Below are 23,197 nucleotides of genomic sequence, written 5' to 3'. Positions count from 1 at the left end.
GGTGTTTCTCTTTCCCTAACGTTATTGCTGCTTTCGTTGCTCCCTGGCTGTTATATACCCGTTAAAAGTAATGGGCTGCCGGTTATTGCTGGTTACCTGCAGCGTGCCGTAGCCGTCTTCGGACAGCAGCAGCGTCATTTGCCGCACATCCTCCGCGTCGGACGGTTTAATAGAGATGGTCCAGCCGCCTTTTTTGCCATTATTCACCGTATAGCCGAACTTATGGGAAGTAAACTGTATGCCGCCCTTGGTAGGGTCCAGCGGGGCCGTGTAGGCGCGGCCAAAATAAGGCAGGTAGGCTATAACAGAGTCTTTAGCCACCTTCAGTTCATATTCGCTGGTAAGCTGCCGGACACGGCCGCTCATGGGCAGGGCCGTTTGCGCTTTAAACGTGTAGGATTGGGCGCTCACCAGCTCTTTTATCTTGTCTTTTTTATCCTGTGCCTGCAGCCGGCCGGTGCAGCTGATGGCTATTAATAAACATAAGGTTCCGTTCAGTAGCTTTTTCATAAAACTGTTCTTTTGCTAAATTTACGCAACTTCCTGCTGCGGTAAGACACCCCCTTCAAAGGCTTTACCAGGGAGCTTTTCTCCTGTTTGAACGGCAAATACTGCAGGCGTTTAGCCTCCTCCCCAGTTTTAGCGTTTATTTAACACCCCTGTGCCTGCTAAATTCAGGCCCGGCTGCTCATTATCCGCTGTCTTGGCGTAATTTTACGTTGCCTGGAGCGCTCCTATACCCAAACCGTTTAAAATCTTTCTATATGGATAAACAACAACTCCGCGAAGCATATAAACTTTATTGGCTGGAGAATGGAAAACCACCTGTTTCCGTATATGCCTTTTGCAAAATTGCGGGCCTGCCGGAAGCAGCGTTTTATGACCTTTACAGCTCCCTGGAAGCAGTAGAAAAAGATATATGGCTGGCCATTTTTGAAGATACTGTACAACAGCTGCAGAACGACGAAATATACCAGGCCTACTCTGCCCGGGAAAAACTACTCACCTTTTACTTTATGTGGGTGCAAAAGCTGAAGGCCGACCGCAGCTACATACTGCTGCAGAAAGAAAGGTTCCGGTTCCCTGCCATGCGGCAGGCGCAGCTTGATAGCTTTAAAAAAGCTTTTTACCGTTATGTGGAAGACCTGGTAAAAGAAGGCTACCAGTCCGGCGAAGTAAAAGAACGCAAGTATATTTCCGACCAGTATGTACATGGTTTCTGGGTACAGGCGCTGTTTGTGCTACGCTACTGGATAAACGACAGCAGCGAACGGTTTGAAATGACCGATGCCGCCATTGAAAAAGCCGTGCACCTGAGCTTTCAGCTCATTGCCTCCAATACGCTCGACAGCCTGCTGGACTTCGGCAAATTTATGTTCACGGGAAAATAAGGCCGCGTACTTTTTCAGGTCCGCAATTGAAATGTGCTGCCCGCAGCTTTCCCGGGAGGAACAATACAATAAAAATCAAACCAGCACGTCTTCAATGTAGTGTTGCTTATGCCGGCACTATAGCAGAAGCCGTAAATCTACTCTTAAACCAGCGCAATGAAGGAACAAACGAATATTCCCACCGGGAAGGTGGAGAGGGCCGGACGGTTTATCACCACGGGATTAAAAGTAGGCTCCAATTACCTGAAACATTATACCCGCAAGCTCATAGACCCCACCGTTACCAAAGAGGAGCTGCATGCAGACAATGCGGAAGATATTTACGATACCCTGAGCCACCTGAAAGGCAGCGCCTTAAAGGTAGCACAAATGTTAAGCATGGATAAGGGCATGCTGCCCAAAGCGTATTCTGACCTGTTTTCCATGTCGCAATACAGCGCGCCGCCGCTTTCCGGCCCGCTGGTGGTGAACACGTTCATTAAAACACTGGGCAAATCGCCCTCACAGCTGTATGATAAATTTGACATGCATGCCTGCAATGCAGCATCTATAGGCCAGGTGCACAAAGCCTGGAAGAACGGGCAGCAGCTGGCTATTAAGATACAATACCCGGGCGTGGCCAACAGCGTAAAGTCGGACCTGCGCATCGTAAAGCCCTTTGCCGTGCGTATTGTAGGCATGAGTGAAGTGGATATGGACAAATATTTTGACGAGATAGAAACCAAGCTGCTGGAGGAAACCGATTATAAGCTGGAGCTGCACCGCTCCGTAGAGCTGTCGGCCCTGTGCGCGCATATACCCAACCTGGTGTTTCCGCGGTATTACCCCGAGCTTTCCTCTGACCGCATTATTACCATGGACTGGCTGGAGGGGTACCACCTGAAAGAGTTTTTGCAGCGCAACCCTTCCCAGGAAGTGCGCAACCGCATCGGGCAGGCCCTGTGGGACTTTTACGATTTCCAGATGCACCGGCTGAGAAAAATACATGCCGACCCGCACCCGGGCAACTTCCTGATGCGCGACGATGGCACCGTGGGCATCTTTGACTTTGGCTGCATCAAGGAAATACCGGAAGATTTTTATGAGAACTATTTTATGCTGGTAGATAAGGAGATACTGAAAGATGAGGCCAAACGCATGCAGATATACACCAACCTGGAAATGATACATCCCACCGACACGGAAAAGGAGATCACCTTCTTCTCCAGCCTTTTCCAGAAAATGATAGACCTGTTAACCCTGCCCTTTACGCAAAACAGCTTTGACTTTGGCAATGAAGACTACTTCCGGGAAATATATGCGTATATGGATTACGTGTATAACCTCAAAGAAGTACGGGACTCCAAGGTAGCCAGGGGCTCCCGCCACTCCCTGTATGTAAACCGCACTTATTTCGGCCTGTACTCCATACTCAGCGACCTGCGGGCGGAAATACATACCGGCGCAGGCAGGTTTAAAACGCTGATGCAGTAAGCGCAGGCTTATTCAGCAAGGATATTACCTGTTGCTCCCATAGGTTGTTAAAAATGCAGCACATCAAAATATTTGCAACTGTGTTTCATTTTTTACTACCTTAGCATTATGGAACCAGTACAAGCATTTGACGTTATTATCATCGGCGGCAGCAATGCAGGACTTTCCGCCGCCATGGCATTGGGCCGCTCATTAAGGCAGGTGTTGATCATTGACAGCGGAGAGCCCTGCAACCGGCAAACACCCCACTCCCACAACTTTCTTACGCACGACGGCAGCGCACCCGCTGAAATTGCCGCTATAGGGCTGCAGCAGGTGCTGGCCTACCCTACCGTGCAGCTGCTGCAGGGGTTAGTTACCACTGCTGCAAAGCACGATAATGGTTTTATAGTAACCACTGCTGCAGGCGGACAATATACAGCGGGCAAGCTGCTGCTGGCCACCGGCATGAAAGATATAATGCCGGATATACCTGGTTTTGCGGCCTGCTGGGGCATTTCGGTACTGCACTGCCCTTACTGCCATGGCTATGAAGTACGCAACCAGCCCACCGGCATTTTAGCCAACGGCGACATGGCTTTTGAGTTCTGTAAGCTCATACGCCACTGGACGCCGCAGCTCACTCTTTTTACCAACGGCCCATCCACACTGGGCGCGGAACAAACCGCGCAGCTAACGGCATGGGATATACGTATAACAGCATCGCCTGTTACCGGCATTGTACATGAAAAGGGGTACCTGCAGCACCTGGTGCAGGAGAACGGCAGCACGCCTGCTTTAACGGCGCTGTATGCACGGCCGGCCCTGCAGCAGCGGGAGGTGGTGCTGCAGCTGGGCTGCGGGCTGAATGAGCATGGATTTATTACTGTGAACGATTTCCAGGAAACCACCATACCAGGCGTATATGCCGCGGGTGACAATACCACCATGTTCCGCGCCGTGTCCATTGCAGTTGCCGCCGGCACCAAAGCCGGGGCTATCATCAATAAGGTGCTGATAGATGCCGCTGATTGAGCTTACTCTGCTTTCAGGCTTTTTACAGGATTTACCAACGCGGCTTTTACAGACTGGAAGCTGATGGTGGCGAAGGCAATGGCAATTACCAGCACGCCTGCTATGGCAAATATCCACCAGCTTAAATTCACCTGGTAAGCAAAATCCTGCAGCCACTTGTTCATGGCCCACCAGGCAATAGGCGACGCCAGCATCATTGCTATCAGCACCAGGCGCACAAAGTCCCTGGATATTAAAGCTGTTACCTGCGCCACAGAAGCGCCCAGCACCTTGCGGATGCTGATCTCCTTGCTGCGTTGCTCCGCCATAAAAGCAGAAAGGGCAAACAGGCCCAAACAGGCAATGATAATGGCCAGCACAGAAAAGCAGGTAAAAATATAGCCGGTGCGCTGCACATCGCTGTACATGCTGGCAAAACGCTCGTCGAGGAAATTATAACGGAAAGGCTGGTTAGGCAAAAAGCTTTTCCATACGCCGCCAATGGCGCCGAGCATTTTTTGCATGTCGGCGGTTTTCACCTTTACAGATACAATGGTGGGGCTGTTGCCCAGGCTCATGCAAAGGGGCTCAATGTGATTGCGCATGGATTCAAAGTTGAAATTCTCCACCACGCCAATTACTTCGTGCAGGCTGGTGCCGTCGTTATTATTGGTAATACGCCGGCCAACCGGGTTTTCATTACCGGGAAACAGCTTCCGGGCCATGGCCTGGTTAATGATAACTGCCTGCGAGTCTGTAGGCATACTGGGCAAAAAATTGCGGCCCGCTACCAGGTGCATGCCCATTGTGGCCAGGTAGTCATTATCTACCGTCCAGTATTGTCCATAAACAGGCACATCCACGTTGGTTCTCCCTTCTTTCCAAAAGCCATTACCATTACGCTTGGTATTGTTTACCGGCAGGTAGTCACTTATAGCCACGTGAACAACCTCCGGCAGCTGCTGCAGCTCCCCCTTAAATGCTTTTACCTGGTTGCCCAATGTTTGCGCACCCTGTATCATCACTACCTGGTCTTTATTAAACCCCACCTTACGGTGCAGGATGAATTGCATTTGCCGGTAAATAACCACGGTACTGATAATAAGGATAATGGAAGTAGTGAACTGGAACACTACCAGCACGCTTCTAAGGCTGGCATTCTTAACGCCACGGCTGATATTGCCTTTCAATACCTGTATGGGCTGAAAGGCCGACAGGTAAACCGCCGGGTATAATCCCGACAGCAGGCCCACTATCACGGCTGACAGCAGCAGCGCAGGCGCCAGCCACGGTTCTTTCCAGGGAAATACCAGGCTTTGCGCAGCCAGCGTATTGAAATAAGGCAGCAGCAGCCAGGCCAGCAGGCTACCCAGTAAAATAGAGAGGAAGCTATACAGGAACGACTCTGCCAGGAACTGCTGTATCAGGCTGGTACGGTAAGCGCCGATTGTTTTTTTAAGCCCCACCTCTTTGGCGCGGTTGGCGGAACGCGCGGTGGACAGGTTAATAAAATTGATGCAGGCTATCAGTAATATAAAGCTGGCTACAGCGCCAAACAGCCATATAAAGCGAATATCGCCGCGGCGCTCCTGGTCATCACCAATATCATACGAGTGCAGGTGTATATTACTTACAGGTTGCAGCAGCAGGTGATACTGCAGGCTTTTACCCAGGCGTTCCAAAGTCTTATCTCCCTGCTGCTTCATAAGAGGTATGTAATACTTATTCAGCACGTCACCTGTCATCCTTTGCTGCAACCGCACAGGATCAACGCCGGGGCGCAGCTTTACATAACTCTCATAGTTAGTTGCCGCCCAGGTGGTTTGCTCTCCCGGCCACAGTGATTTGCCCTTAAGCGTTAACAAAAAATCATATTGTATATGGGAATTAGATGGCAGGTTTTCCATTACACCGGTTATGCGGTAGGGGTGGTTAATATCATCATTCAGCACCATTACCTTGCCAACCGGGTTTTCATGGGGGAAATATTTTTCTGCCTTCCGCCGCGAAATCACTATGGTGTTGGGCTCTGCCAGGGCATGCGCCGGATCGCCGGCTACAAAGGGCCATTGAAAAATATTCAGCAGGTCCTGGTCTATATAAGTGAACCCTTCTTCATAGGTATTATCTGCACTATCTGCCCGGCGTACCTGGTTACTGCCCGCTCCTGTGAACAGGCGGCTGGACATGAAGCGGCCTGCTTCTTCTATTTCGGGGAAATCACTTTTTATAGCAGCAGCAAACGGGGCCGGTGTAGATACTCCTTTGTTGATAATACCATTGTCCGTTACCTCTCCCACCACCCGGTAAATGCGGTCAGCATCCGGGTAAAAACGGTCGTAGCTCAGCTCATGCCGGATGTATAGCGTAATAAGCAAACAGGCTGCAATGCTCAATGCAAAACCGCCTATTTTAATAGCGGCATACATCTTTTGCTTCAATAATTGCCTGCATGCAATTTTAAAGTAGTTCTTCAGCATGCAAAGAGGTTTGGCCGGTATCATACAAACGCAGTGCCTGCGGATGGTGTTACTGATAATCAATTGCTTAAACAGCGCACCCGGTCAATGGCTTGTCCGCTTTTGAAAAGTGCTGTCCGGTAGCGAACACAATTACACTCGCCCCATCAGCGGATCAGTAAAGCTGTGCGTACCGGTTTCCACGCGGCCGGCATACCTTTTTTCAAAAGCAGCATAGCCCTTTACCTGCACGCTGCAATCGTACCAGCCATGGTTTTTACCCAGGTCCAGCACAACGGCGCCGGTTTGCCCCGGCGCTACTACCTGTGTACGGGCGCCTGTTTTATAGGCGTTATCTTTTATGCTTACGGTATAGGTTTGTTTACTGGTGTTGCGCAGCTGCAATGCCAGGCGCCCGGTAAGCTGGGATGGATTGCCTGCTGCCTGCTGGTAACGGCAGCTTACCTGCAGCAAGGGATCCTGGCTGCCGCCCTTAAATTCCCGGAAAAAGCCGTTGGGGCCATGCACCTGCAAATGATAGGCGCCGTTCTCAAAATCTTCCAAAGGCCAGCTATCCTGCAGCTGATCCCCGGCTGCTACACCGTATGACCATACGCGCATATCTTCCGTTTTATATTTTCCCGGCGCGTATACCAGGAAAGGCGCGCCTGCGGCCTTTTTCCCGAACACCTGCTGCTGCGCGGCGAAGTGTATTTCAAATGATTTCTTATCCGCATCCAGCTGCCCGTCGGCATACAGCTCATAAGGCAATGCGCAGGCCTGGCGGATGCCTTTTTCCTGCCTGGGCAGCAGCGGGCTGCCGGCGGGGTTTTGCAGCACCTGCGCAATGTCGGCAGGCGTAAGCTGCTTATACCCATGCGGCAATGCTTTGAACTGGGCCTTGTGCACGCTTTCAATAAACGCATCTTTTTCTACCTGCGCAGGCAATGCAATTTTTTCACCGTTATAAGGCCGGAATACGGACGACAGATCGCCGCAAACCACACGGCGCCAGCTGCTGATATTTGTTTCAGTAAGCGGTTTGCCGGTTTTATGCTCCAGGAATTTTTCCAGGAACTGCAGGGATGAAGTATGATCAAATACCTGTGAGTTCACCCATCCGCCCCGGCTCCAGGGCGATGCCACCACCAAGGGCACACGGTAGCCCAGCCCGATGGGGCTTTCGCGGTGGTACTGCGCGGGCATACCGGTTCTGCGCTGCTCCTGCTCCATGGTCACATATTCCACGCCGGCATCTGTATTGGCCGATACCTTGCCGGTAGCGGGATCCTGCGGGTTGGGCGCTACAAAGGGCGGTATGTGATCAAAGTAACCATCGTTCTCGTCATAGGTGAGAATGAAGATGGTCTTTTTCCATACTTCCGGGTTTTGCGTAAGTATATCCATTACTTCCGACACATACCAGGCGCCGTACCAGGCGGAGCTGGGATGGTCAGAGAAGTTTTCCGGCGCAACAATCCACGATACGGCCGGCAGCGCGCCGTTTTTAACATCCTCCCGGAACTGGTGCAGCACATCGCCTTCCGGTATGGTTACTTCGCGCGCAGTATCGCCATCCTGGTAAGTAAGGGTGGTAAGCTTACCAAAATGCGGATCTTTTTGGTTGGCGCTAAATGCTTTCTCATGCAGGCTTTTTTCCTGCGGCGACAGCTGCGCGTATTTTTCGCGGGTGTATATTTTCTGCTCGGCCTTTGCTTTTTCCAGCGCCGCCTTTTTTTCCCGCACCTGTTTTTCCACAGCTGCGTGCTTGGCGTCAGCAGCCGGCAACGCCGCCAGCTGCTTTTCCAGACCGGCTATTTCAGCAGGCAGCTTTGCCACCGCATTTTCAAGGTAAGTGATATAGCGGTTAGAGAGCTTTACGTTATACTGTGTAAAAAACTCAATGGGGTTATCGGTAAAGTTAGCCAGCCAGGCATCTTGCTCGCCGGTAAAGCCGCCGCCCGCGCTGATCTCGTTCTGGTATATTTTCCAGGATATGCCGTTCTCCTCCAGCCGTTCGGGAAAGGTTTTCCAGCTTACCATGCTGCCGTAATCGGCTTCCTCATTCCATACGCATGCTTTAGCGCCGGTATGCTGTTCTGCGCGGATGGTGCCGGTCCAGAAGTACAAGCGGTTAGGCGTGGTGCCGGTAAGCGATGAGCAAAAGTGCTGGTCGCATACGGTAAATGCGTCTGCCAGCGCGTAATAAAAGGGAATGTCGCTACGGGTGTAATAACCAAGGGTCAAAGGCATTTTTGCATAAGCCGCATGCCCCGAAGGTTTTGCATCCAGCCACCTGTCGTATTTGCCGTTGTTGCGCGCATCTACCTGGTTGCTCCATGAATGGGGCAAAGAGCCCATCCAGGTAACCCGGGTATCTTTCATATCCAGGCGGAAAGGGGCGTATGTTTCGCCGGCAGCATTGGTTTGCAGCCATACGGGATTTTTATCGGGCAGCTGAATGGCACGGGGATCATTAAAGCCGCGTACGCCCTGCAGGGAGCCATAGCAGTGGTCAAAAGAGCGGTTCTCCTGCATGAGGAACACAATATGCTCCGCATCCAGGTAAGTGGTGCCGGCAGCGGGGTCAATGGCCAGCGCTTTTTGCACGGATGCGGGCAATGTGGCAAAACCTGCCGCCCCGGAAAGCAGCGCTGCTTTCTTAATAAATTCCCTTCTGGTGTCCATAGCTGTAAGTGGTTGTTACAGCTATAAAAGTATTGAATGGAAGGCTAAATGGCGATTAAATTTCCATTTCGTATATTTAGTACATATGAATGTCGATGGCTACATATACCTGCAGCAGGTGCGCGCCATTGCACTGGCGCTGCCCGGCGTAACAGAAGGCCCCTGCCACGGCACGCCCGGCTTTCGTGTACACAGGAAGCTGCTGGCGCGTATTAAGGAAGATGGCGAAACCCTGGCCATCCGTACCCAGGAGCGGGACAAGTGGCTGCAGGCTGCGCCTGATATATTTTTCCTGACAGATCATTACCTGAATTATCCCATGATGCTGGTACACCTCTCAAAAGTAAACCAGCAGGATCTGGCAGCCCTTTTCCTGGCGGCCTGGAAAGAGCGCGCGCCTAAAAAGCTGGTGCAGACGTATGAAACAGCGGAAGGAATGCTAAAACAAGGGCACAGGCGTAAGGGAGGATGATGACCGCTTGTGCTTTCCGTCTATCCACCGGTTGAACTTATAGCTCAGGTAAGCGGAGCCGGTGCCTATTACCGCGCCTATTAATACATCGCTTGGATAGTGGCGGCCCAGGTACATGCGGGAATAACCCACTGCACCCGCCCAGGCAAAGGAGGGCGCTATCACGTACCATTTGGGATATTCAAAGCTTAGCGCCGCTGCGCATGCAAAGGCGGTAGAGGTATGGCCGGATGGAAAGGAAGGGCTGTTATTCGTTTGAGCGGTAAGCAGGTCCGGGTGGTTCATAAACGGCCGGTCGCGGTGGAAAGAATATTTCATGGCGGAAGTGGCGGCAAAGCTCACAGCCAGCGCGCCTACGGTGGTCCAGCCATTACGGATGGTAGTTGGGTTACGCGTGGCATAGCCTATAACCAGCTGGGTAATGGGCAGCGCGGCAGACACGGTGTACATGCTGTTGCTGGCGCCATTCATAAAACCGTCAAACTCATCGTCACGGTTATAGTTGATGGTTTTTAGCCATTTGTAGTCAATACCTTGTGATCTTGCTTCAAACTTCGCAAATACTAACAGTAACAGTAGTAGTACACTTACGGACCTCTTCACGGGATATTTTTTATGCGTAACAATAACGTAAAAAGCTACAAATTAGTACGGGATTCTGGATGAAATCTGTAGGTTCAGGCTATGAAATAAGCACCATAGTCCACATCGGCGTGCGATCACATCGAATATACCATTTTTTCCCGATTCAGCGATCACACAAAAATGGAAGTATTGCACGGGCGCGCAGTTTTTTATGCATCTGCAGTTTGCGCACAGCCGCAGGCGGCCAGCTGCGTTTCCAGCAGCTGCTTGTAACACCGGAAACGGAGGTCCCCTATCTCCCCCGCCACCTTTATGGCCAGGTCGTATAACTCGCTCAGCTCATCGTTCTGGAAAACATTGTCTTTGAAGTAAGTATAGCGGGCGGCTATAAACGCGGTTATCCTGGCGTGCAGGTCGCCGTGGCTTTCGGGGGTAATTACCCGTTCATCCATAAAAGCCTGCAGCGCCCTTTTAAGCTCCCACTCGTGGGTGTTGCGTAGTTCTGTTACGGCGGTGTTCACCTCATCCACGGTAAGGCCGCCTTCATAAAAAGGCTGCAGGATGGTATTGATCTTATGCGCAATTTCCACGTAATGCCCGTTCCGTTTGCAAAATGCCTGGAACTGCCGGTACTGCGCCAGCACCGCTTGTTTTTGCCCGTTGGCATGGGTACAGAAAAAGCGGAATGCCTGCTTATCCAGCGCTGCCTGCCGTGCTTTCAGGTCTTCATTTTCCTTTTCCAGCCGGGCGATAATGCTGTCACAGTCGCTGCGGGTGTACTTAATGCCGTCAAAGTCAAAGCTGGTAACATCCAGCCGCTTCTCCTTAATAGCGGTTACAAGGGCCAGGTCGTTCTCATTGTTGTTGATGGATGCCTGTATCTGTCCGTTCTCCTCATTGAACAGCTCATCAAAGTCGCCCGGCTGCGGCGGGTATTCGTCGCCGCTCAGGTCCCAGTCGGCAATGCCGATAAAACGGCTGTCGTAAAATCCTTTATAGGCAGCCGGCAGGCTATAGGTTTGCTCCTGCTCCGCATGCCAGGTTTCAAACTCTTCATCGCCGCACTGCTGCATATTCCCTTCCATGGGCACATCGTGGTACAGGTGCGCTGTAACGCTTTCCTGCAGGGCTGCTGCATTATGGAACAGCGCCCAGGCGCTGGTATCGTCTGCCGGGGCGTCCATAGCCACCTGCTCCAGGTGCTGGCGGCGCTCATCCAGCGTAGGATGGCTGGCCCACTGGTTTTTATAGTTGATCCTGGATTTGGAAAAAGAGCGGATGAACTGGTGGTTTACTTCCGGCAGGCCCTGTTTCAGCGGCAGCCGGTGCCGGCTGGCGATAGCGCGGAACACAATAAGCTGGTTGCTGAAAATATTGCGGGCTACCTTTTTTTCGCGCAGCCATTCATTGGCGGCGTTAATGGCAGAGGAATAACAGCCGTTGGCCACCTCTACCCTGCTGAGGGCTGTTACCAGGTTATTGCCACCGGCCACGCTGGCGGCAATGGTATCTGCATGAAACTCCATTTCCCGGCTCAGGGCCAGGTAGCTTTTGTTAATGATGCGGTACATGCCCCGCAATATCCACTGTATGCCCTGCGCTATTCTTATGGTAATGTTGGCAAAAAACGCCAGGCCGCTGTGCAGGCCGCCCCAGGATTGCAGGAAGGCGGTATAGCCCTTGTTATCATACAGCATGTTGTAAATAATACGGTTGGTATTATAGGTAAAGCTGCCCAACTTCATGCTGCGCTGGCTGAAATGCCCGAACTCATGGGCCATAACGGCTTTAAACTCGCTGATGTTAATGCTGTTTACCAGCCCCAGTCCTATTTCAAGGTTCTTGCGTATGGGCAGGAACATGCTCCAGAAGCTGGAATGATAGAATACGCAGGCATTTACATCGGGCGAAAGAAATATCTTTTTGGGAAAACGGGTATTGGTTTCCGCGGTAAGCCGGCGGATGAATGCAAATAGCTCCGGCTGTTCCGCTTCGGTAACCGGTATGCGGTAGGCATTTTCATCTTTTGATACCGCAAACATAAACTTCACCAGGAAGTAGCATACAGAAACGCCTACGCCAATCAGCCCCAGCCCTAATATAATCGTCAGGAACATGGGCTTTAGTATTATCAGCCATATGCCGGCATAACAGCAGGCAACGGCCAGGCCAACAGCTACTGCCAGCAGCAGCACATAGGTAAATAAGAACAGCAGGATGGCCATCATAACTTTAATGGCCTGCATTCTGAACCCTGCAGAAGGTGCTAATTTTTCCGGGTAAACATGGGCGGGCGGCAATGGATACGTCAGTGATTTCATGGTATAGATTGTACTTTGTGATGTGGCCCTTGGCCAATAACACACAACATAGTAAAAAAAAATGAAAAATAAAGCAGCACCTCCCGTAATGGCAGGTGCTGGTGACAGGTGGTATGGATGAACAGGCTATTCGCGGGGAGCGGTATTGGCAGATGCGGCAGCCAGGCGGGCCTTTTCCCTGGAAATCCTTCTGCCGCGGAAAAACAGGTACAGGTTCAGGAACAGCACAATACCCAGGTAGATACAAAATGCGCCTATTTTAGTGCTCAGGATTTCGAGCAGGCTGCGGTTGCTGATAATGTCTGCGGTAATGGTCATCACCCAAAAGGCAAAGCCCAGGTTCAGCAGGTAAAAGCCGGTTTCAAACAGCTTGTTGGTGGCGCCTGCAATTTCTGCCCTGCCGCTGAATATGTCCAGCATAAATACTTTGCTGTTCCTGAACAGTATATGCGCCACATACCAGGTTAAAAGGATAACTACGGGCAGGTAAATGAGATAGGCAATGAAATTGTAAGATGGTTGCATACAACTATATTTTAGGGATGAATAAAATGCTGGTTTCTTTTGCTGATGAAATAAATGCCGGCCATGTTAAAAAAGTGTATGAGCGCCAGTGTTAGCAGTATTTTGCCGGTCATGGCGGTAATGCTGTCCAGGAGGGCGGTCCAGGTATCAATAGTGTCCCAGGTAGCCAGCATCAGTGCGGCATATCCCAGGTTCAGCAGGTAATATCCCACCAGCAGTATTTTATTGATAAAGTCTGTAAGCGCTGCATCCTGTTGCAGCAGGTTGAGTATAAAAATGCGCCCGTTGCGGTAAAACACAAATCCCACACGCACTGTAACCAGGTAAGTAATCAACAGGTACAAGAGATAGGCAAGTATGTTCATATGCGTTTAATTCATGTCAAAGGTATTGAGCTATTTTGAATTTTCAAAACTTTCTGAAAGTTTATTAAAAATCAAAAATGGGAATGTTAACGGGACGATGGAGGATCGGGATTGTAGCCGCAGATGAATGCTGCGAGTGTTAGCGGGTATTTGCTGTAAGCGTTAGGCAGATGAATGCTGTGCGTGTTAGGTGATGTTTACAGTAAGTATTAGCAGATGAATGCTGCGAGTGTTAGCGGGTATTTGCTGTAAGTGTTAGCAGATGAACGCTGTGCGTGTTAGGTGATGTTTACAGTAAGTATTAGCAGATGAATGCTGCGAGCGTTAGTGGGTATTTGCAGTAAGTGTTAGCAGATGAACGCTGTGCGTGTTAGGTGATGTTTACAGTAAGTATTAGCAGATGCTGCGGCAAGACCGGTTGTAGATGTTATAAAAGTTCCTGCAGTAGTTGTTGCACGAGCTGCGGCAGGTAAGTACTACAAAACGGCCGTAGCACCATAGGCCAGTGCATATGCGGCAATAGTAATCCTACAGATCCACCCACTTATTGGCCAGGGTATGCGCCATCCAGGCAAACAGCGGGGCAAACACTACATCGGTGGTATAGTGCACATGCTGCACCAGCAGTAAAATACCCACCAGCACCGTGCAAATACCCGCCAGCAGGCGGTCGGGCTTTTTTACAGAACAAAAGTAAACAAGGGCCAGCAGCGAAGTATGGCCGGAGTAAAAGAGGTCTTTGCTGATGGACTGCCCCCCGTAAAACACGCTTGTAAGCGGATCAGTAAGGGCTATCATATTTACCGGCGGCGACAGCGGCACCAGGTAAATGGTAAGGCAGCGCGATACGCACAGCAGTATATAAGCGGTAACAAAGGTCAGGAACATGCGGGGGCGGCCAGTAGCCCGGATTACAAACAGCAACAGCACACCCCATATGCCTATCATGATAGGTATAGAAACATCAATTGCAGGCAGGCAGGCCAATATCCAGTCGTTCAATACAGCGCCATCGCGTTTTTCGATATAGCGAAAAAAAGACGGAAAGGTTAAAAAAATGAGGACCAGCGTTATACTGCCGGCAATCATTTTCTTCTTAAAGCCCGTATCTCCCCAGGAAATTTGCCAGCTCCTTCTTAAAAGCTGCATTCTAAGTCCAACGCGCATTTTGCTATGTACTGTGCTTACGGGGCGCAATTTTAATATAAATATACCAATAAAAAAAATATGTTACCCCATCATAGGTAAAAGTCTATGAGCGCGCCAAAGTAAGCGTGCTGCCATCCTTCTGTAATGTCGGTATAAGCTTCGTCAGGGATATTGGTATGCTTTAGCTCCACGGAAGTGCCTTTCTTATCAGGATGAAGGATAATGGTTACAATAGAGTCGGCCTCCTGCTCGCCAAAGTACCATTGCTGCACGATCCTTTTATCTTCCACAAACTCCAGGTTGCGGCCCGCGATGCTGCCCTCCCACAATGAGAACTCCGTGCCGGGTTCTGTGCTCATTTCTGCCGGCTCGCCGCTCCAGAGCTGTATGGTAGCCGGGTTGGTGAGGGCGCGGTACACCTCTTCGGGAGGCGCAGGTACAATAAAATGCTTTTTATAATCCTTCATAAATAGTCAGGCGCTGCGGTATAATGAATGCGCAAATGTATTCAAATTAATGGCATTCTTAACCAACCTGTAAATGAGGGCGGTAACAGGGCAACGCGGCCCGTATGTTATCATTGGGTTATTGAATTCAAAATATTTATAATATTACTATCTTCACGAACTCATCCTTACTCAACTATGAAAGGCATTTTTTACCTGCTGTTATGCAGCCTGGCGTTGCCCGCCGCAGCCCAGAACAGGTACTACCCATATGCGGATGGCAATAAATGGGGATTTACCGACGAAAACCTGGCCGTGCTCACTGCCCCGCAGTTTGATACCAGCTTCCGTTTTGTAGACAATAAATTTGCCATTGTACAAAAGCAGCGGCTATACGGCCTGCTTAGCCCCAACGGCAGCTTGATACTGCCCTGCAGCTATGAACACCTCACCTACTTTGGTATGAACGCCGGCATTGCAAAGCAAAAGGGGAAATACCAGCTGCTGAACTTCAGCAATGGCCAGCCACTGTCGGCGTTTATGTTTGACAGGCTGGATGATTACATATACCACGACGGCATCACACTGCTGGTTACACAAGCCGGCAAAAAATACTTTTTAGATGTAAACAGCGGCCACCCGCTGAACAAAACCGGGTATGACGACGCCGTTTTTATGCGCGATTTCAACCGCTATGGTAAAATAAAGATCGCGGGTAAATGCGGCCTGATTGATATGCGCGGCGCCGTAGTGCTGCCCGCCAGGTATGATGAGCTGTACACAGACTGGCAGCAGGGTAAAAAAGTGCTGGTGGCTGTCAGCGGCAAAACAGTTACCTGGTTTGACGAGCAGGGCAAGGTGGTGCCACAGCCCCGAAAAGAGAAACATGCTCCAAACGATGAACCAATGGAGGAAACAGCAGTAGCCATGCCCGTAACCGAAGAAATATTTGCCATGCCCATGGAGGCCGCCAGGGACGAAGCGGATATGAAAAAAGACGTGTATGTTTACAGCCAGGGCAGCAGCAAATGGAAAGTAACGCTGGAGAACCGCCCCCGCTACACGTCGGGTGAAACGGAAATACTGCACACCTTTGAACTGAACGGCTATACGAACCTGCAAAAGCTGAACTACGACCCCTTCAGCCGCGATATACCCGCCATTACACTAAAAGCCGTAAAAGACGGTAAAGCCGGCATTATTGACCCTGCCGGTAAAGTGCTGGCGCCTTTCCGCTACGATGATATTATTTATACGGGCAACTTTTATAAGACCCTCCGCAATAACAGGATAGGCATGCTTAGCCGCGACCTTACTGAAATTATCCCGCCGGTGCTGCAACAAATTTATTCCAGCGACTCCTACCTGCGAGCCTGGCTGGTAGAAATGCCCGATGGTAAAAGAGGATATATGGATATGAAGAGTGGTAAAATATTTATCCCGGGCATACAGCTCACCAGCAATTAATACAATGTACAATCAATTACGCAGCTATTTCCTTACCCTGCTGGCAGTGCTATATGTAACCCTGGCAGCAGCACAGCAAACATCCCTGCCCGCAGCATTCACCGGTAACTGGCTTTCAACAGACGGCAGCAACCGGTTTGTAATAGGACTATATAAAAATATAGCCTGCTACCGGAACAATGTGCAGAACATAACTGCCGTTAGCGGCAGCAACAATCACTGGCGGCTCACCCTGTCCAATGCCCGCCTGGACCTTGTGCTGCAGGATGCGCATACCCTGGTGCTTACTACAAACGGACGTGCCCAAACGTTAAAGAATATACGTACCGGTAATCATGCCGGTAAAATTACGCGGCAGCCATTACAACAACCGCTGTTCCGGGAAGGCACCGCTACCGTAAAGGGATGGCTGCAGCCGCCGGCCCGGCCTAAGCCTGGGCTGCGGTACAGTTATGTGCTGGCAAGCTATGAAAATGTGCTCACCGGTGAGGAGGAATACTTTCCGGCAAACCTGGACAAAAACGGCCGCTTTACCCTTAGCTTTCCCGTGTACAAGCTGCAGCGCTGCACCCTTTTTTACGGAATGGGCGAAGTAGCCACCTTTTTTGTGGAGCCGGGCAGCACCCTGTTGCTGGCTGTAAACCCCGGCGTTAAAGCCGGCGGCCCTGACCCGGACTACAACCAGGTGATGCAGCGTGTATGTATGATGGGCGATAATGCAGCTTTTAACAACTGGTACCAGCACTTTTTAGCTTACCGCAGCACCCTGCCCGATACGGCCTATACCCGTAACATGGCGGCGCTGGCGCAGGTGTACGCTTCTTCCGGGGCGCCGCAGCATTTTATTGATTACATAACAGCAGAAATGCGGTACGACTATGCGTACAAACGCCTGTCAGACATGCGGGATGCAGACACCCTGGTGCTGCGGCAGCTGTATCAAAACTACCTGGCGCCAGGATTGCCCTATGCCGTTATCCATGATAATTTTTACCGCGTGGCCGGCCATTATGCCGATAAGCTGCGGAAAAACTTCCGCGTACACTACCGGTTTACCATTGATAAAATAGCGCCGCGCGTGAACAACGAATACAGCCGCCTGCTTTCTCCTGCGTTTATCCGGGCTTTTAATCTTTTACAGAAAAACTGGGATAAGGTGTCTAAAATGAAGGATGCGGAAATCATTCAAACCTATTTTAACGGCAATAAGGAAGCTGCTATCGCTTATGCCTATTTATTCCGCAAAATAGAGAATGAATTTTTCAAGGAAGCGCGCGATTCCATAGCCTACGCGCAAAACGCCGCGCTGTTGAAAAATCCCGCCCTGAACTTTGCCGCTAACCTGTACCAGCTGCAGTACAATGATGTTGCTGAGGATGAGCTGCGCACGCCATCCATTTACCGGCTGAACATTTTTAAAACCACTGCTGCACGCAATGCCATGCCCTGGGAGCTAACCGTTCGCCTGAACCGGAAACAGGCGGTACAGGCGGCCGGCGCCACCATCCAGCTGAAAACGGACAGCACCCGCATCCGAGAAGTAAATAACGAAGCAGACTGGCAGGCGGCGTTAAAAAGCTACCGTGGAAAGGTGGTGGTAATATCCATGTTCGACCATTACTTTGAAAAGAAATACGCCGTACGCATCCTGTATGAGCTGGAAAAAATGCAGGCTATATATAAAGGGAAAAATGTGGTGTTCCTGAAATGTATAGTACAGCGGCAACCCATTGATAAGGCACGGCAGCTCTTCGGTTACCTGCAGCTCATGAGCAGCCAAAACCAGCTGCAAAACCTGTTTTACATTAACGGCAAAATAAGCGCCATGGCGGTGATGAAGAATGGCATTGAGGATGCCTTTGGCATTTACAATACAGCCGGTGAGGCCCACCACCCGGAGATATATCCGCAAAAGCCCCCTGACAGCGGGCAGCCTGATATAAGCCTTACCGCCGAACTAAATGCTGTGCTGGCAGGTAAAGGCCGGTATTATGAAAGCAATGCCGCCACTTATTTTACAAAACGCGCGGGTAATGAGCACAGCTACTTTCCACGTAAAAACGGGGTGCTGAAAACCTGGACCCGTACAGACACCGCAGGCGCATATGAAGTATATACAGCCACGCAGCCGGACATGCCGGACTATGAAACCGGGGACAGTGTTTACCGGCAGCTGCACTTTTTGGCAGACACCACTTGTGTGGAAGCCCGGCTGACATTGCATAAAACGCCGGCGGAAAAAATCAGCCGCATGTTTTACTCCAGCGGCTATGATAAGGAGGTTACCAGGAATGGCGTTTACCATTACCGGTTTAACAAACCAGGCAGGCAATTGCAGCTATACAACGGGAAAAAGCCGGAGGCGCCGGTAAAACGGTACCGGGTGGCAATGATCGGTACCGATATAATGGTGCTGGAGCGAATGGAGTAAATACGCTTATGCGGCCAGGATGGTAAAGACAAGAAGAGGTTTCCTTTTTACAGGCAAACCTCTTCTTTATATGATCAAAGGACAAACGCAATTAATAGCTCACCGCTTTACCGGCATTGATCTGGCCATTGCCAAAGAAACGGTCTTTACCAGGCGCGCCGTAATCATTAGCGCTTTTGCGGAACAGCAGCTCTACCAGCAGGGAATTTGCCAGGCGGCCGTATTTACCGTATATCAGCGCAGCAGCGGCGCTGGCGTGGGGCGCAGCCATACTGGTACCTGCAGCCCAGGTGTAGTAAAAAGTATTTGTTGCCTCATCCCAGGCGCCGATGTTGAATACAAAGTCGAACACATATTCATAGTTAACAATACCGCCCACGTTTACAATAGTAGTGTTCACGGGATCAGTATAGTTGCCGCCCGGTGCGCCATAGGAAACAAACTTCTTACCGGAGTTGGTGAAAATAGAAGGTATATACAGGGTGGTGTCCTGGTTAATGCCCCAGCCCAGCGGGCCGTTGGAGGAGATGCATATTACGCCCAGGGCAGCGGCCGGGTAGGTGATAAAGTTCTTTTCCACATCATAATTATATGCGTCGTTACCGGCGGCTGCTATGAGCGTGGCGCCCAGCAGGTTGGCATACACGGTAGCGCGGTTCAGGGCTATTACCAGGTCTTTTACATCGCGGTTATATTCTACAATGTAATCGTCAGTAGGGTCGTCGGGGGTGCCGTTATCGTCTTTATAGGTTCTGCGGGGCAGCTCGCCGCCCAGGCTCATGTTAATCACATTAGCGCCGTGGTTTGCAGCGTAGAAAATGCCGTCGATGATGCTGCTCCAGGGGCCGGAGCCTTCATCGTCCAGCACTTTTATGAGCATGAGCTTAGCTTCCGGGGCAACGCCTACCACGCCATAGGCATCGTCCAAAGCAGCAATAGTACCGGCAACATGTGAACCGTGGCTGAACCCTTCTGCCCCATGGTACTGTACTTCTTCCCCTTCAATAAAGTTGTGGGTTAAAATAATGTTGGGGGCAATTTCAGGATCGTTCAGCAGGAAACCGCCGTCCAGCACAGCCACTTTGGCGCCGCGGCCTTTGTAGCCTTTTTGCCAGGCCTGGGGCGCTTTAACGGAATTAAGATCCCACTGCAGGAAGCTGTAAGGGTTAGATACAGGCGCTGCGTTTGATTTAGCCATGGCGCCCGCGGGAGCAGGATGTTCCCCGGGTTTGTAAGACACGGCAGAGCGGTATGTTTTAGTGGGCAGGCGCCAGTTCATTACCACATCAACCGCTACGGATTGCACGCCAGGTATCTTCCTTGCTTTTTCAGGGAAAGAGGGGTCGGGGGTTTGAACATGAATGAGGCCCAGCTCTTTGATGGCTTCCTTTAGTTTAAACTTTTTTACTCCCAGGCTGGTAAGCCCTTCTGAAATAGTTTCCAGCTTTGCGCCTTCCTGCGCAATTACGATAAAACCTCTGTCTTGGTGTACGGCGGACCTGTTCAGTGACCCGTTAATTACATTGAGATCTTTTTTACATGAGGCTACAACAATAAGCATCATAAGGGGCAACGCCCAACGCATTAGTGGATTTCTTTTCATAGAGTTAAGATTTAGTAGTAACGAAAACGGATTTTGGAATTAAACAGAATGCTACATTTTATCTATCATGCATGACTCTCTATTGTGACATAGGGCTAATTGAATGTACTTAAAATTATTTAGATTAATCAACTTTAAACAAAGAGGGCGGGAAAAATTAATATCCGGTGTGGATAAGCGTACGGGAACATTGCATATTTACGCAAAAGCCTGCCGGCTGTGGCCGGCAGGCTGATAGTAGTGAACAGGAAAAGAATGGTGGAAGGCTTATATCATTTGTGCAACACCTTGCCCGAACAACCAGTTTTCCAGTGTTGTTTCAGTGAGCACGATAAATACATCGTCTATGGCAATGGGCGTGCGGGCTGCAATCTTCTCGGCAATGGAGCGGTACAATGCTTTTTTCATGGCTACTGTGCGGCCGGCGCTGGCCGTGATTTCAACGTACACCATATTGGCGCTGTGCGGCACGTTCATGTAAATATCTTTCTTCACCTTTTCCGTAAAGTTTTGTGCAAGATTGATTTTTACAAAAGGCATATCAGTGCGTGTTGTTGTTAGTGGAAATAACGGTTACCTGCTGTTCTTTTTTAGCCAGGTAAATGGCAATGAATTTACTGGGCTGACTGTTGAGCGCATTTTTAAAAACAGTGATCTGCCGGCCCGCGGCCTCCCGGAAGCTATCGCCCGCGTGGAGCATTACAGGCGGCTGACCGGCTGCCTGGTACTGTATCTGCCCGGTTACCACGTAGCCGTACACCTCACAGGGATGATAATGTGCCGGCGCGCCCTGTCCCGGGGCAAGGATGATTTCATCTATACGTATATCCTCTACCGTAACAGCAGGTAAGACCTGCTCCAGGAGGGTTTTGCGGCTGATACCCGCCGGGCGGGACTGCGCTGTTGCATTTAGCCCGATAGCCGTCAGCCATACCGGCAGGCCGGCTGAAAAAAAGTGTTTCATGTGCTATTGCATTTATTCCGCGTCAAAATTAAGGCGATTGCATACTTTTGTAATATTGAAATATTTAATCCAATACTTCAATTTTATTAAACTATGACCGGTGACATAATGGATCTCGACCTGCTGCGCACCTTTGTGCTGGCAGTAGACCTGGACAGCTTTGCCAAAGCTGCCGACCGGGTAGCGCGCTCACAATCGGCCGTGAGCCTGCAAATGCAACGCCTGGAGGAAATGACCGGGCAGCCGCTGTTCATAAAACAAGGGCGGGGCTGGCACCTGACCGCTGCCGGCGAAATGCTGCTGGGCTATGCCAAACAGCTGCTGGATATTAACGACCGCGCCGTACGCGCATTAAACGATACCCAGCTGGAAGGGCAGGTACGGTTAGGACTATCCGCAGATTTTGCAGAAAGCGAGCTGCCGGTGATACTGGCCCGTTTTGCGGAAGTGTACCCGCAGGTGCAGATCACTATTGTGATAGACCGGCAGGCGGTGCTGCAGCAGCAGCTGAAAGCCGGCCACCTGGATGTGATTGTGAACATGCACTTTCATACGCCGCCGGATGCAATACCCATTGGGCAGCTGCCTTTACGCTGGATAGGCAGTAAGGCTACGCGGTTAACAGCGGAGCAGCCATTGCCGCTGTTGCTGTTTGAAGCGCCCTGTATTATACGGCAGGCGGGCCTGGAAGCGCTGGATGCCGCCAAACGCCCGTGGCGGGTTGTGCTCACCAGTCCAAGCCTGGCGGGGCTATGGGCCGCAGCGCAGGCAGGTTTGGGCGTTACCATCCGCACGGCTATCGGATTACCGCCGGGATGTAAGGTGTTACCCGCGTCGGCGGGGCTGCCACCCCTCCCCTTCCTGCATTTATTTCTGCAGCAGCAAAAGCAGCACGCTGCGCCGGCGGTAGAAAGGCTTACAGAAATATTGCAGGAAACCTTACGTGAGCAGGTACAGCGTGTGCGTAAAAAATAAAAAATCGGTTTCTTTGCAGTGTCATGTCGTTATATATCACATCATTGAATTCAGGCAGCAACGGGAACTGTTATTACATTGGCAATGACTGGGACGCGGTGCTGATAGACGCGGGTATCTCCTGCCGTGAAACGGAGAAGCGGATGAAACGCCTGGGGCTGTCTATGCAGCAGGTAAGAGCCATTTTTGTTTCCCATGAACATACGGACCATATACGCGGCATACCGGTGATTGCCCGCAAATACCATCTGCCGGTATACATTACAGCCGCTACCCTGGTAAGCGGCGGGCTGCAGCTGAATGCACAGCAGGTAATGTCATTCAGCGCCTATACGCCGGTGCAGGTAGGCTCCCTTACTGTAACCGCCTTCCCCAAGTTTCACGATGCCTCCGAGCCGCACAGCTTCATCGTGAACGGCGGCGATATTAACATCGGCGTGTTTACCGACATCGGCGCGCCCTGCGAGCATGTGATCCGCCACTTTCAGCAATGCCACGCCGCTTTCCTGGAAACCAACTATGACGAGCAGATGCTGGAGCAGGGCCGGTACCCGTATTTCCTGAAGAACCGCATCCGCGGCGGACAGGGCCATTTATCGAACCGGCAGGCGCTGGAGCTGTTTACAACGCACCGCCCGGCTTATATGAGCCACCTGCTGCTGTCGCACCTTTCTCAGGAGAACAACTCTCCTGACCTGGTGCAGGCATTATTTGCGGAACATGCAGGCGGCACAGAGATTGTGGTAGCATCCCGGTTTTCGGAAACGGCGGTATACCGGGTGGGGCTTGATTTACAGCAAGGTTTGTTGGTATAAATTGATATTTATTCTGAAGAATATTTGGAAGAAAAAGATTAATTCCTATCTTTGCACTCCCGAAAACAAAAAAGG

Annotated in this window: 20 protein-coding genes; 8 read left to right on the top strand and 12 right to left on the bottom strand. The window is 50.8% G+C overall.

Annotation, left to right across the window (positions count from 1 at the left end; all coding sequences use genetic code 11):
• Positions 1–21: 21 nt before the first annotated feature.
• Positions 22–510, bottom strand: a complete 489-nt coding sequence (locus tag VFS25_RS06250; protein WP_326461266.1) for a DUF4251 domain-containing protein — start codon at positions 508–510, stop codon at positions 22–24.
• A 254-nt stretch (positions 511–764) separates the two neighbouring features.
• On the opposite strand from VFS25_RS06250, the gene VFS25_RS06245 reads away from it, so the two are divergent.
• The 3 genes from VFS25_RS06245 to VFS25_RS06235 all read left to right on the top strand — a co-directional run bounded on the left by VFS25_RS06245 (position 765) and on the right by VFS25_RS06235 (position 3,878).
• Entirely contained in the window at positions 765–1,391 is a 627-nt protein-coding gene (locus VFS25_RS06245; RefSeq protein WP_326461265.1) for a TetR family transcriptional regulator C-terminal domain-containing protein, read from the top strand.
• Positions 1,392–1,547: 156 nt separating this feature from the next.
• The gene (locus VFS25_RS06240) at positions 1,548–2,864 is read left to right on the top strand and encodes an AarF/ABC1/UbiB kinase family protein (RefSeq protein WP_326461264.1); all 1,317 of its coding nucleotides are present in this window, start codon (positions 1,548–1,550) and stop codon (positions 2,862–2,864) included.
• Positions 2,865–2,972: 108 nt separating this feature from the next.
• On the top strand, positions 2,973–3,878 hold the full coding sequence (locus tag VFS25_RS06235; protein WP_326461263.1) for an NAD(P)/FAD-dependent oxidoreductase: 906 nt from the start codon (positions 2,973–2,975) through the stop codon (positions 3,876–3,878).
• A gap of 2 nt (positions 3,879–3,880) precedes the next feature.
• On the opposite strand, the gene VFS25_RS06230 is transcribed toward VFS25_RS06235, so the two are convergent.
• Both VFS25_RS06230 and VFS25_RS06225 read right to left on the bottom strand, forming a co-directional pair.
• The gene (locus tag VFS25_RS06230) at positions 3,881–6,337 is read right to left on the bottom strand and encodes an ABC transporter permease (protein ID WP_326461262.1); all 2,457 of its coding nucleotides are present in this window, start codon (positions 6,335–6,337) and stop codon (positions 3,881–3,883) included.
• A 132-nt stretch (positions 6,338–6,469) separates the two neighbouring features.
• On the bottom strand, positions 6,470–9,004 hold the full coding sequence (locus VFS25_RS06225) for a phosphocholine-specific phospholipase C (protein WP_326461261.1): 2,535 nt from the start codon (positions 9,002–9,004) through the stop codon (positions 6,470–6,472).
• A gap of 85 nt (positions 9,005–9,089) precedes the next feature.
• Between VFS25_RS06225 and VFS25_RS06220 the strand changes: the two genes are divergently transcribed.
• Positions 9,090–9,476, top strand: a complete 387-nt coding sequence (locus tag VFS25_RS06220; RefSeq protein ID WP_326461260.1) for an MmcQ/YjbR family DNA-binding protein — start codon at positions 9,090–9,092, stop codon at positions 9,474–9,476.
• Here the strand turns inward: VFS25_RS06220 and VFS25_RS06215 are convergent.
• The 6 genes from VFS25_RS06215 to VFS25_RS06190 form a co-directional block, all read right to left on the bottom strand.
• Positions 9,444–10,079, bottom strand: a complete 636-nt coding sequence (locus VFS25_RS06215; protein ID WP_326461259.1) for a phosphatase PAP2 family protein — start codon at positions 10,077–10,079, stop codon at positions 9,444–9,446. The genes VFS25_RS06220 and VFS25_RS06215 overlap by 33 nt on opposite strands.
• 191 nt (positions 10,080–10,270) lie before the next feature.
• Positions 10,271–12,382 (bottom strand): M48 family metallopeptidase, encoded by a 2,112-nt coding sequence (locus tag VFS25_RS06210; protein ID WP_326461258.1) that lies wholly within the window; start codon positions 12,380–12,382, stop codon positions 10,271–10,273.
• A 126-nt stretch (positions 12,383–12,508) separates the two neighbouring features.
• Entirely contained in the window at positions 12,509–12,907 is a 399-nt protein-coding gene (locus tag VFS25_RS06205) for a hypothetical protein (RefSeq protein ID WP_326461257.1), read from the bottom strand.
• A gap of 11 nt (positions 12,908–12,918) precedes the next feature.
• Complete coding sequence (locus tag VFS25_RS06200; RefSeq protein WP_326461256.1) at positions 12,919–13,272, bottom strand: hypothetical protein; 354 nt, start codon at positions 13,270–13,272, stop codon at positions 12,919–12,921.
• Positions 13,273–13,800: 528 nt separating this feature from the next.
• A complete protein-coding gene (locus VFS25_RS06195; protein WP_326461255.1) occupies positions 13,801–14,421 on the bottom strand; it encodes a phosphatase PAP2-related protein in 621 nt (206 codons plus the stop codon).
• 89 nt (positions 14,422–14,510) lie between these two features.
• Complete coding sequence (locus VFS25_RS06190) at positions 14,511–14,888, bottom strand: SRPBCC domain-containing protein (protein WP_326461254.1); 378 nt, start codon at positions 14,886–14,888, stop codon at positions 14,511–14,513.
• Positions 14,889–15,065: 177 nt separating this feature from the next.
• Between VFS25_RS06190 and VFS25_RS06185 the strand changes: the two genes are divergently transcribed.
• On the top strand, positions 15,066–16,334 hold the full coding sequence (locus tag VFS25_RS06185) for a WG repeat-containing protein (protein WP_326461253.1): 1,269 nt from the start codon (positions 15,066–15,068) through the stop codon (positions 16,332–16,334).
• A gap of 4 nt (positions 16,335–16,338) precedes the next feature.
• Positions 16,339–18,765: a hypothetical protein gene (locus VFS25_RS06180; RefSeq protein ID WP_326461252.1), complete on the top strand. Its 2,427-nt coding sequence runs from the start codon at positions 16,339–16,341 to the stop codon at positions 18,763–18,765.
• Positions 18,766–18,856: 91 nt separating this feature from the next.
• On the opposite strand, the gene VFS25_RS06175 is transcribed toward VFS25_RS06180, so the two are convergent.
• The 3 genes from VFS25_RS06175 to VFS25_RS06165 form a co-directional block, all read right to left on the bottom strand.
• Positions 18,857–20,368 carry a S8 family serine peptidase gene (locus tag VFS25_RS06175; protein ID WP_326461251.1) on the bottom strand — a complete coding sequence of 504 codons (1,512 nt, stop codon included), beginning with the start codon at positions 20,366–20,368 and terminating at the stop codon, positions 18,857–18,859.
• Positions 20,369–20,635: 267 nt separating this feature from the next.
• Entirely contained in the window at positions 20,636–20,908 is a 273-nt protein-coding gene (locus VFS25_RS06170; RefSeq protein WP_326461250.1) for a tautomerase family protein, read from the bottom strand.
• 1 nt (position 20,909) lies between these two features.
• On the bottom strand, positions 20,910–21,332 hold the full coding sequence (locus VFS25_RS06165) for a cupin domain-containing protein (protein ID WP_326461249.1): 423 nt from the start codon (positions 21,330–21,332) through the stop codon (positions 20,910–20,912).
• Between the two features lie 93 nt (positions 21,333–21,425).
• Here VFS25_RS06165 and VFS25_RS06160 point away from each other — a divergent pair, with 93 nt between their 5' ends.
• Both VFS25_RS06160 and VFS25_RS06155 read left to right on the top strand, forming a co-directional pair.
• The gene (locus tag VFS25_RS06160; protein WP_326461248.1) at positions 21,426–22,307 is read left to right on the top strand and encodes a LysR substrate-binding domain-containing protein; all 882 of its coding nucleotides are present in this window, start codon (positions 21,426–21,428) and stop codon (positions 22,305–22,307) included.
• Positions 22,308–22,351: 44 nt separating this feature from the next.
• Positions 22,352–23,122 (top strand): MBL fold metallo-hydrolase, encoded by a 771-nt coding sequence (locus VFS25_RS06155; protein ID WP_326461247.1) that lies wholly within the window; start codon positions 22,352–22,354, stop codon positions 23,120–23,122.
• Positions 23,123–23,197: the final 75 nt, after the last annotated feature.

It is taken from the genome of Chitinophaga sp., assembly GCF_035761305.1.
GTDB lineage: Bacteria > Bacteroidota > Bacteroidia > Chitinophagales > Chitinophagaceae > Chitinophaga.
The sequence above is the reverse complement of the archived record's forward strand: the minus strand, read 5'-3'. Positions and strand labels throughout refer to the sequence as shown.

Excerpts from the sequence above, each read along its gene's own strand:
- VFS25_RS06250 (WP_326461266.1), bottom strand. The coding sequence starts at position 510 with ATGAAAAAGCTACTGAACGGAACCTTATGTTTATTAATAGCCATCAGC.
- VFS25_RS06245 (WP_326461265.1), top strand. The coding sequence starts at position 765 with ATGGATAAACAACAACTCCGCGAAGCATATAAACTTTATTGGCTGGAG.
- VFS25_RS06240 (WP_326461264.1), top strand. The coding sequence starts at position 1,548 with ATGAAGGAACAAACGAATATTCCCACCGGGAAGGTGGAGAGGGCCGGA.
- VFS25_RS06235 (WP_326461263.1), top strand. The coding sequence starts at position 2,973 with ATGGAACCAGTACAAGCATTTGACGTTATTATCATCGGCGGCAGCAAT.
- VFS25_RS06230 (WP_326461262.1), bottom strand. The coding sequence starts at position 6,337 with ATGCTGAAGAACTACTTTAAAATTGCATGCAGGCAATTATTGAAGCAA.
- VFS25_RS06225 (WP_326461261.1), bottom strand. The coding sequence starts at position 9,004 with ATGGACACCAGAAGGGAATTTATTAAGAAAGCAGCGCTGCTTTCCGGG.
- VFS25_RS06220 (WP_326461260.1), top strand. The coding sequence starts at position 9,090 with ATGAATGTCGATGGCTACATATACCTGCAGCAGGTGCGCGCCATTGCA.
- VFS25_RS06210 (WP_326461258.1), bottom strand. The coding sequence starts at position 12,382 with ATGAAATCACTGACGTATCCATTGCCGCCCGCCCATGTTTACCCGGAA.
- VFS25_RS06205 (WP_326461257.1), bottom strand. The coding sequence starts at position 12,907 with ATGCAACCATCTTACAATTTCATTGCCTATCTCATTTACCTGCCCGTA.
- VFS25_RS06200 (WP_326461256.1), bottom strand. The coding sequence starts at position 13,272 with ATGAACATACTTGCCTATCTCTTGTACCTGTTGATTACTTACCTGGTT.
- VFS25_RS06195 (WP_326461255.1), bottom strand. The coding sequence starts at position 14,421 with ATGCAGCTTTTAAGAAGGAGCTGGCAAATTTCCTGGGGAGATACGGGC.
- VFS25_RS06190 (WP_326461254.1), bottom strand. The coding sequence starts at position 14,888 with ATGAAGGATTATAAAAAGCATTTTATTGTACCTGCGCCTCCCGAAGAG.
- VFS25_RS06185 (WP_326461253.1), top strand. The coding sequence starts at position 15,066 with ATGAAAGGCATTTTTTACCTGCTGTTATGCAGCCTGGCGTTGCCCGCC.
- VFS25_RS06180 (WP_326461252.1), top strand. The coding sequence starts at position 16,339 with ATGTACAATCAATTACGCAGCTATTTCCTTACCCTGCTGGCAGTGCTA.
- VFS25_RS06175 (WP_326461251.1), bottom strand. The coding sequence starts at position 20,368 with ATGAAAAGAAATCCACTAATGCGTTGGGCGTTGCCCCTTATGATGCTT.
- VFS25_RS06170 (WP_326461250.1), bottom strand. The coding sequence starts at position 20,908 with ATGCCTTTTGTAAAAATCAATCTTGCACAAAACTTTACGGAAAAGGTG.
- VFS25_RS06165 (WP_326461249.1), bottom strand. The coding sequence starts at position 21,332 with ATGAAACACTTTTTTTCAGCCGGCCTGCCGGTATGGCTGACGGCTATC.
- VFS25_RS06160 (WP_326461248.1), top strand. The coding sequence starts at position 21,426 with ATGACCGGTGACATAATGGATCTCGACCTGCTGCGCACCTTTGTGCTG.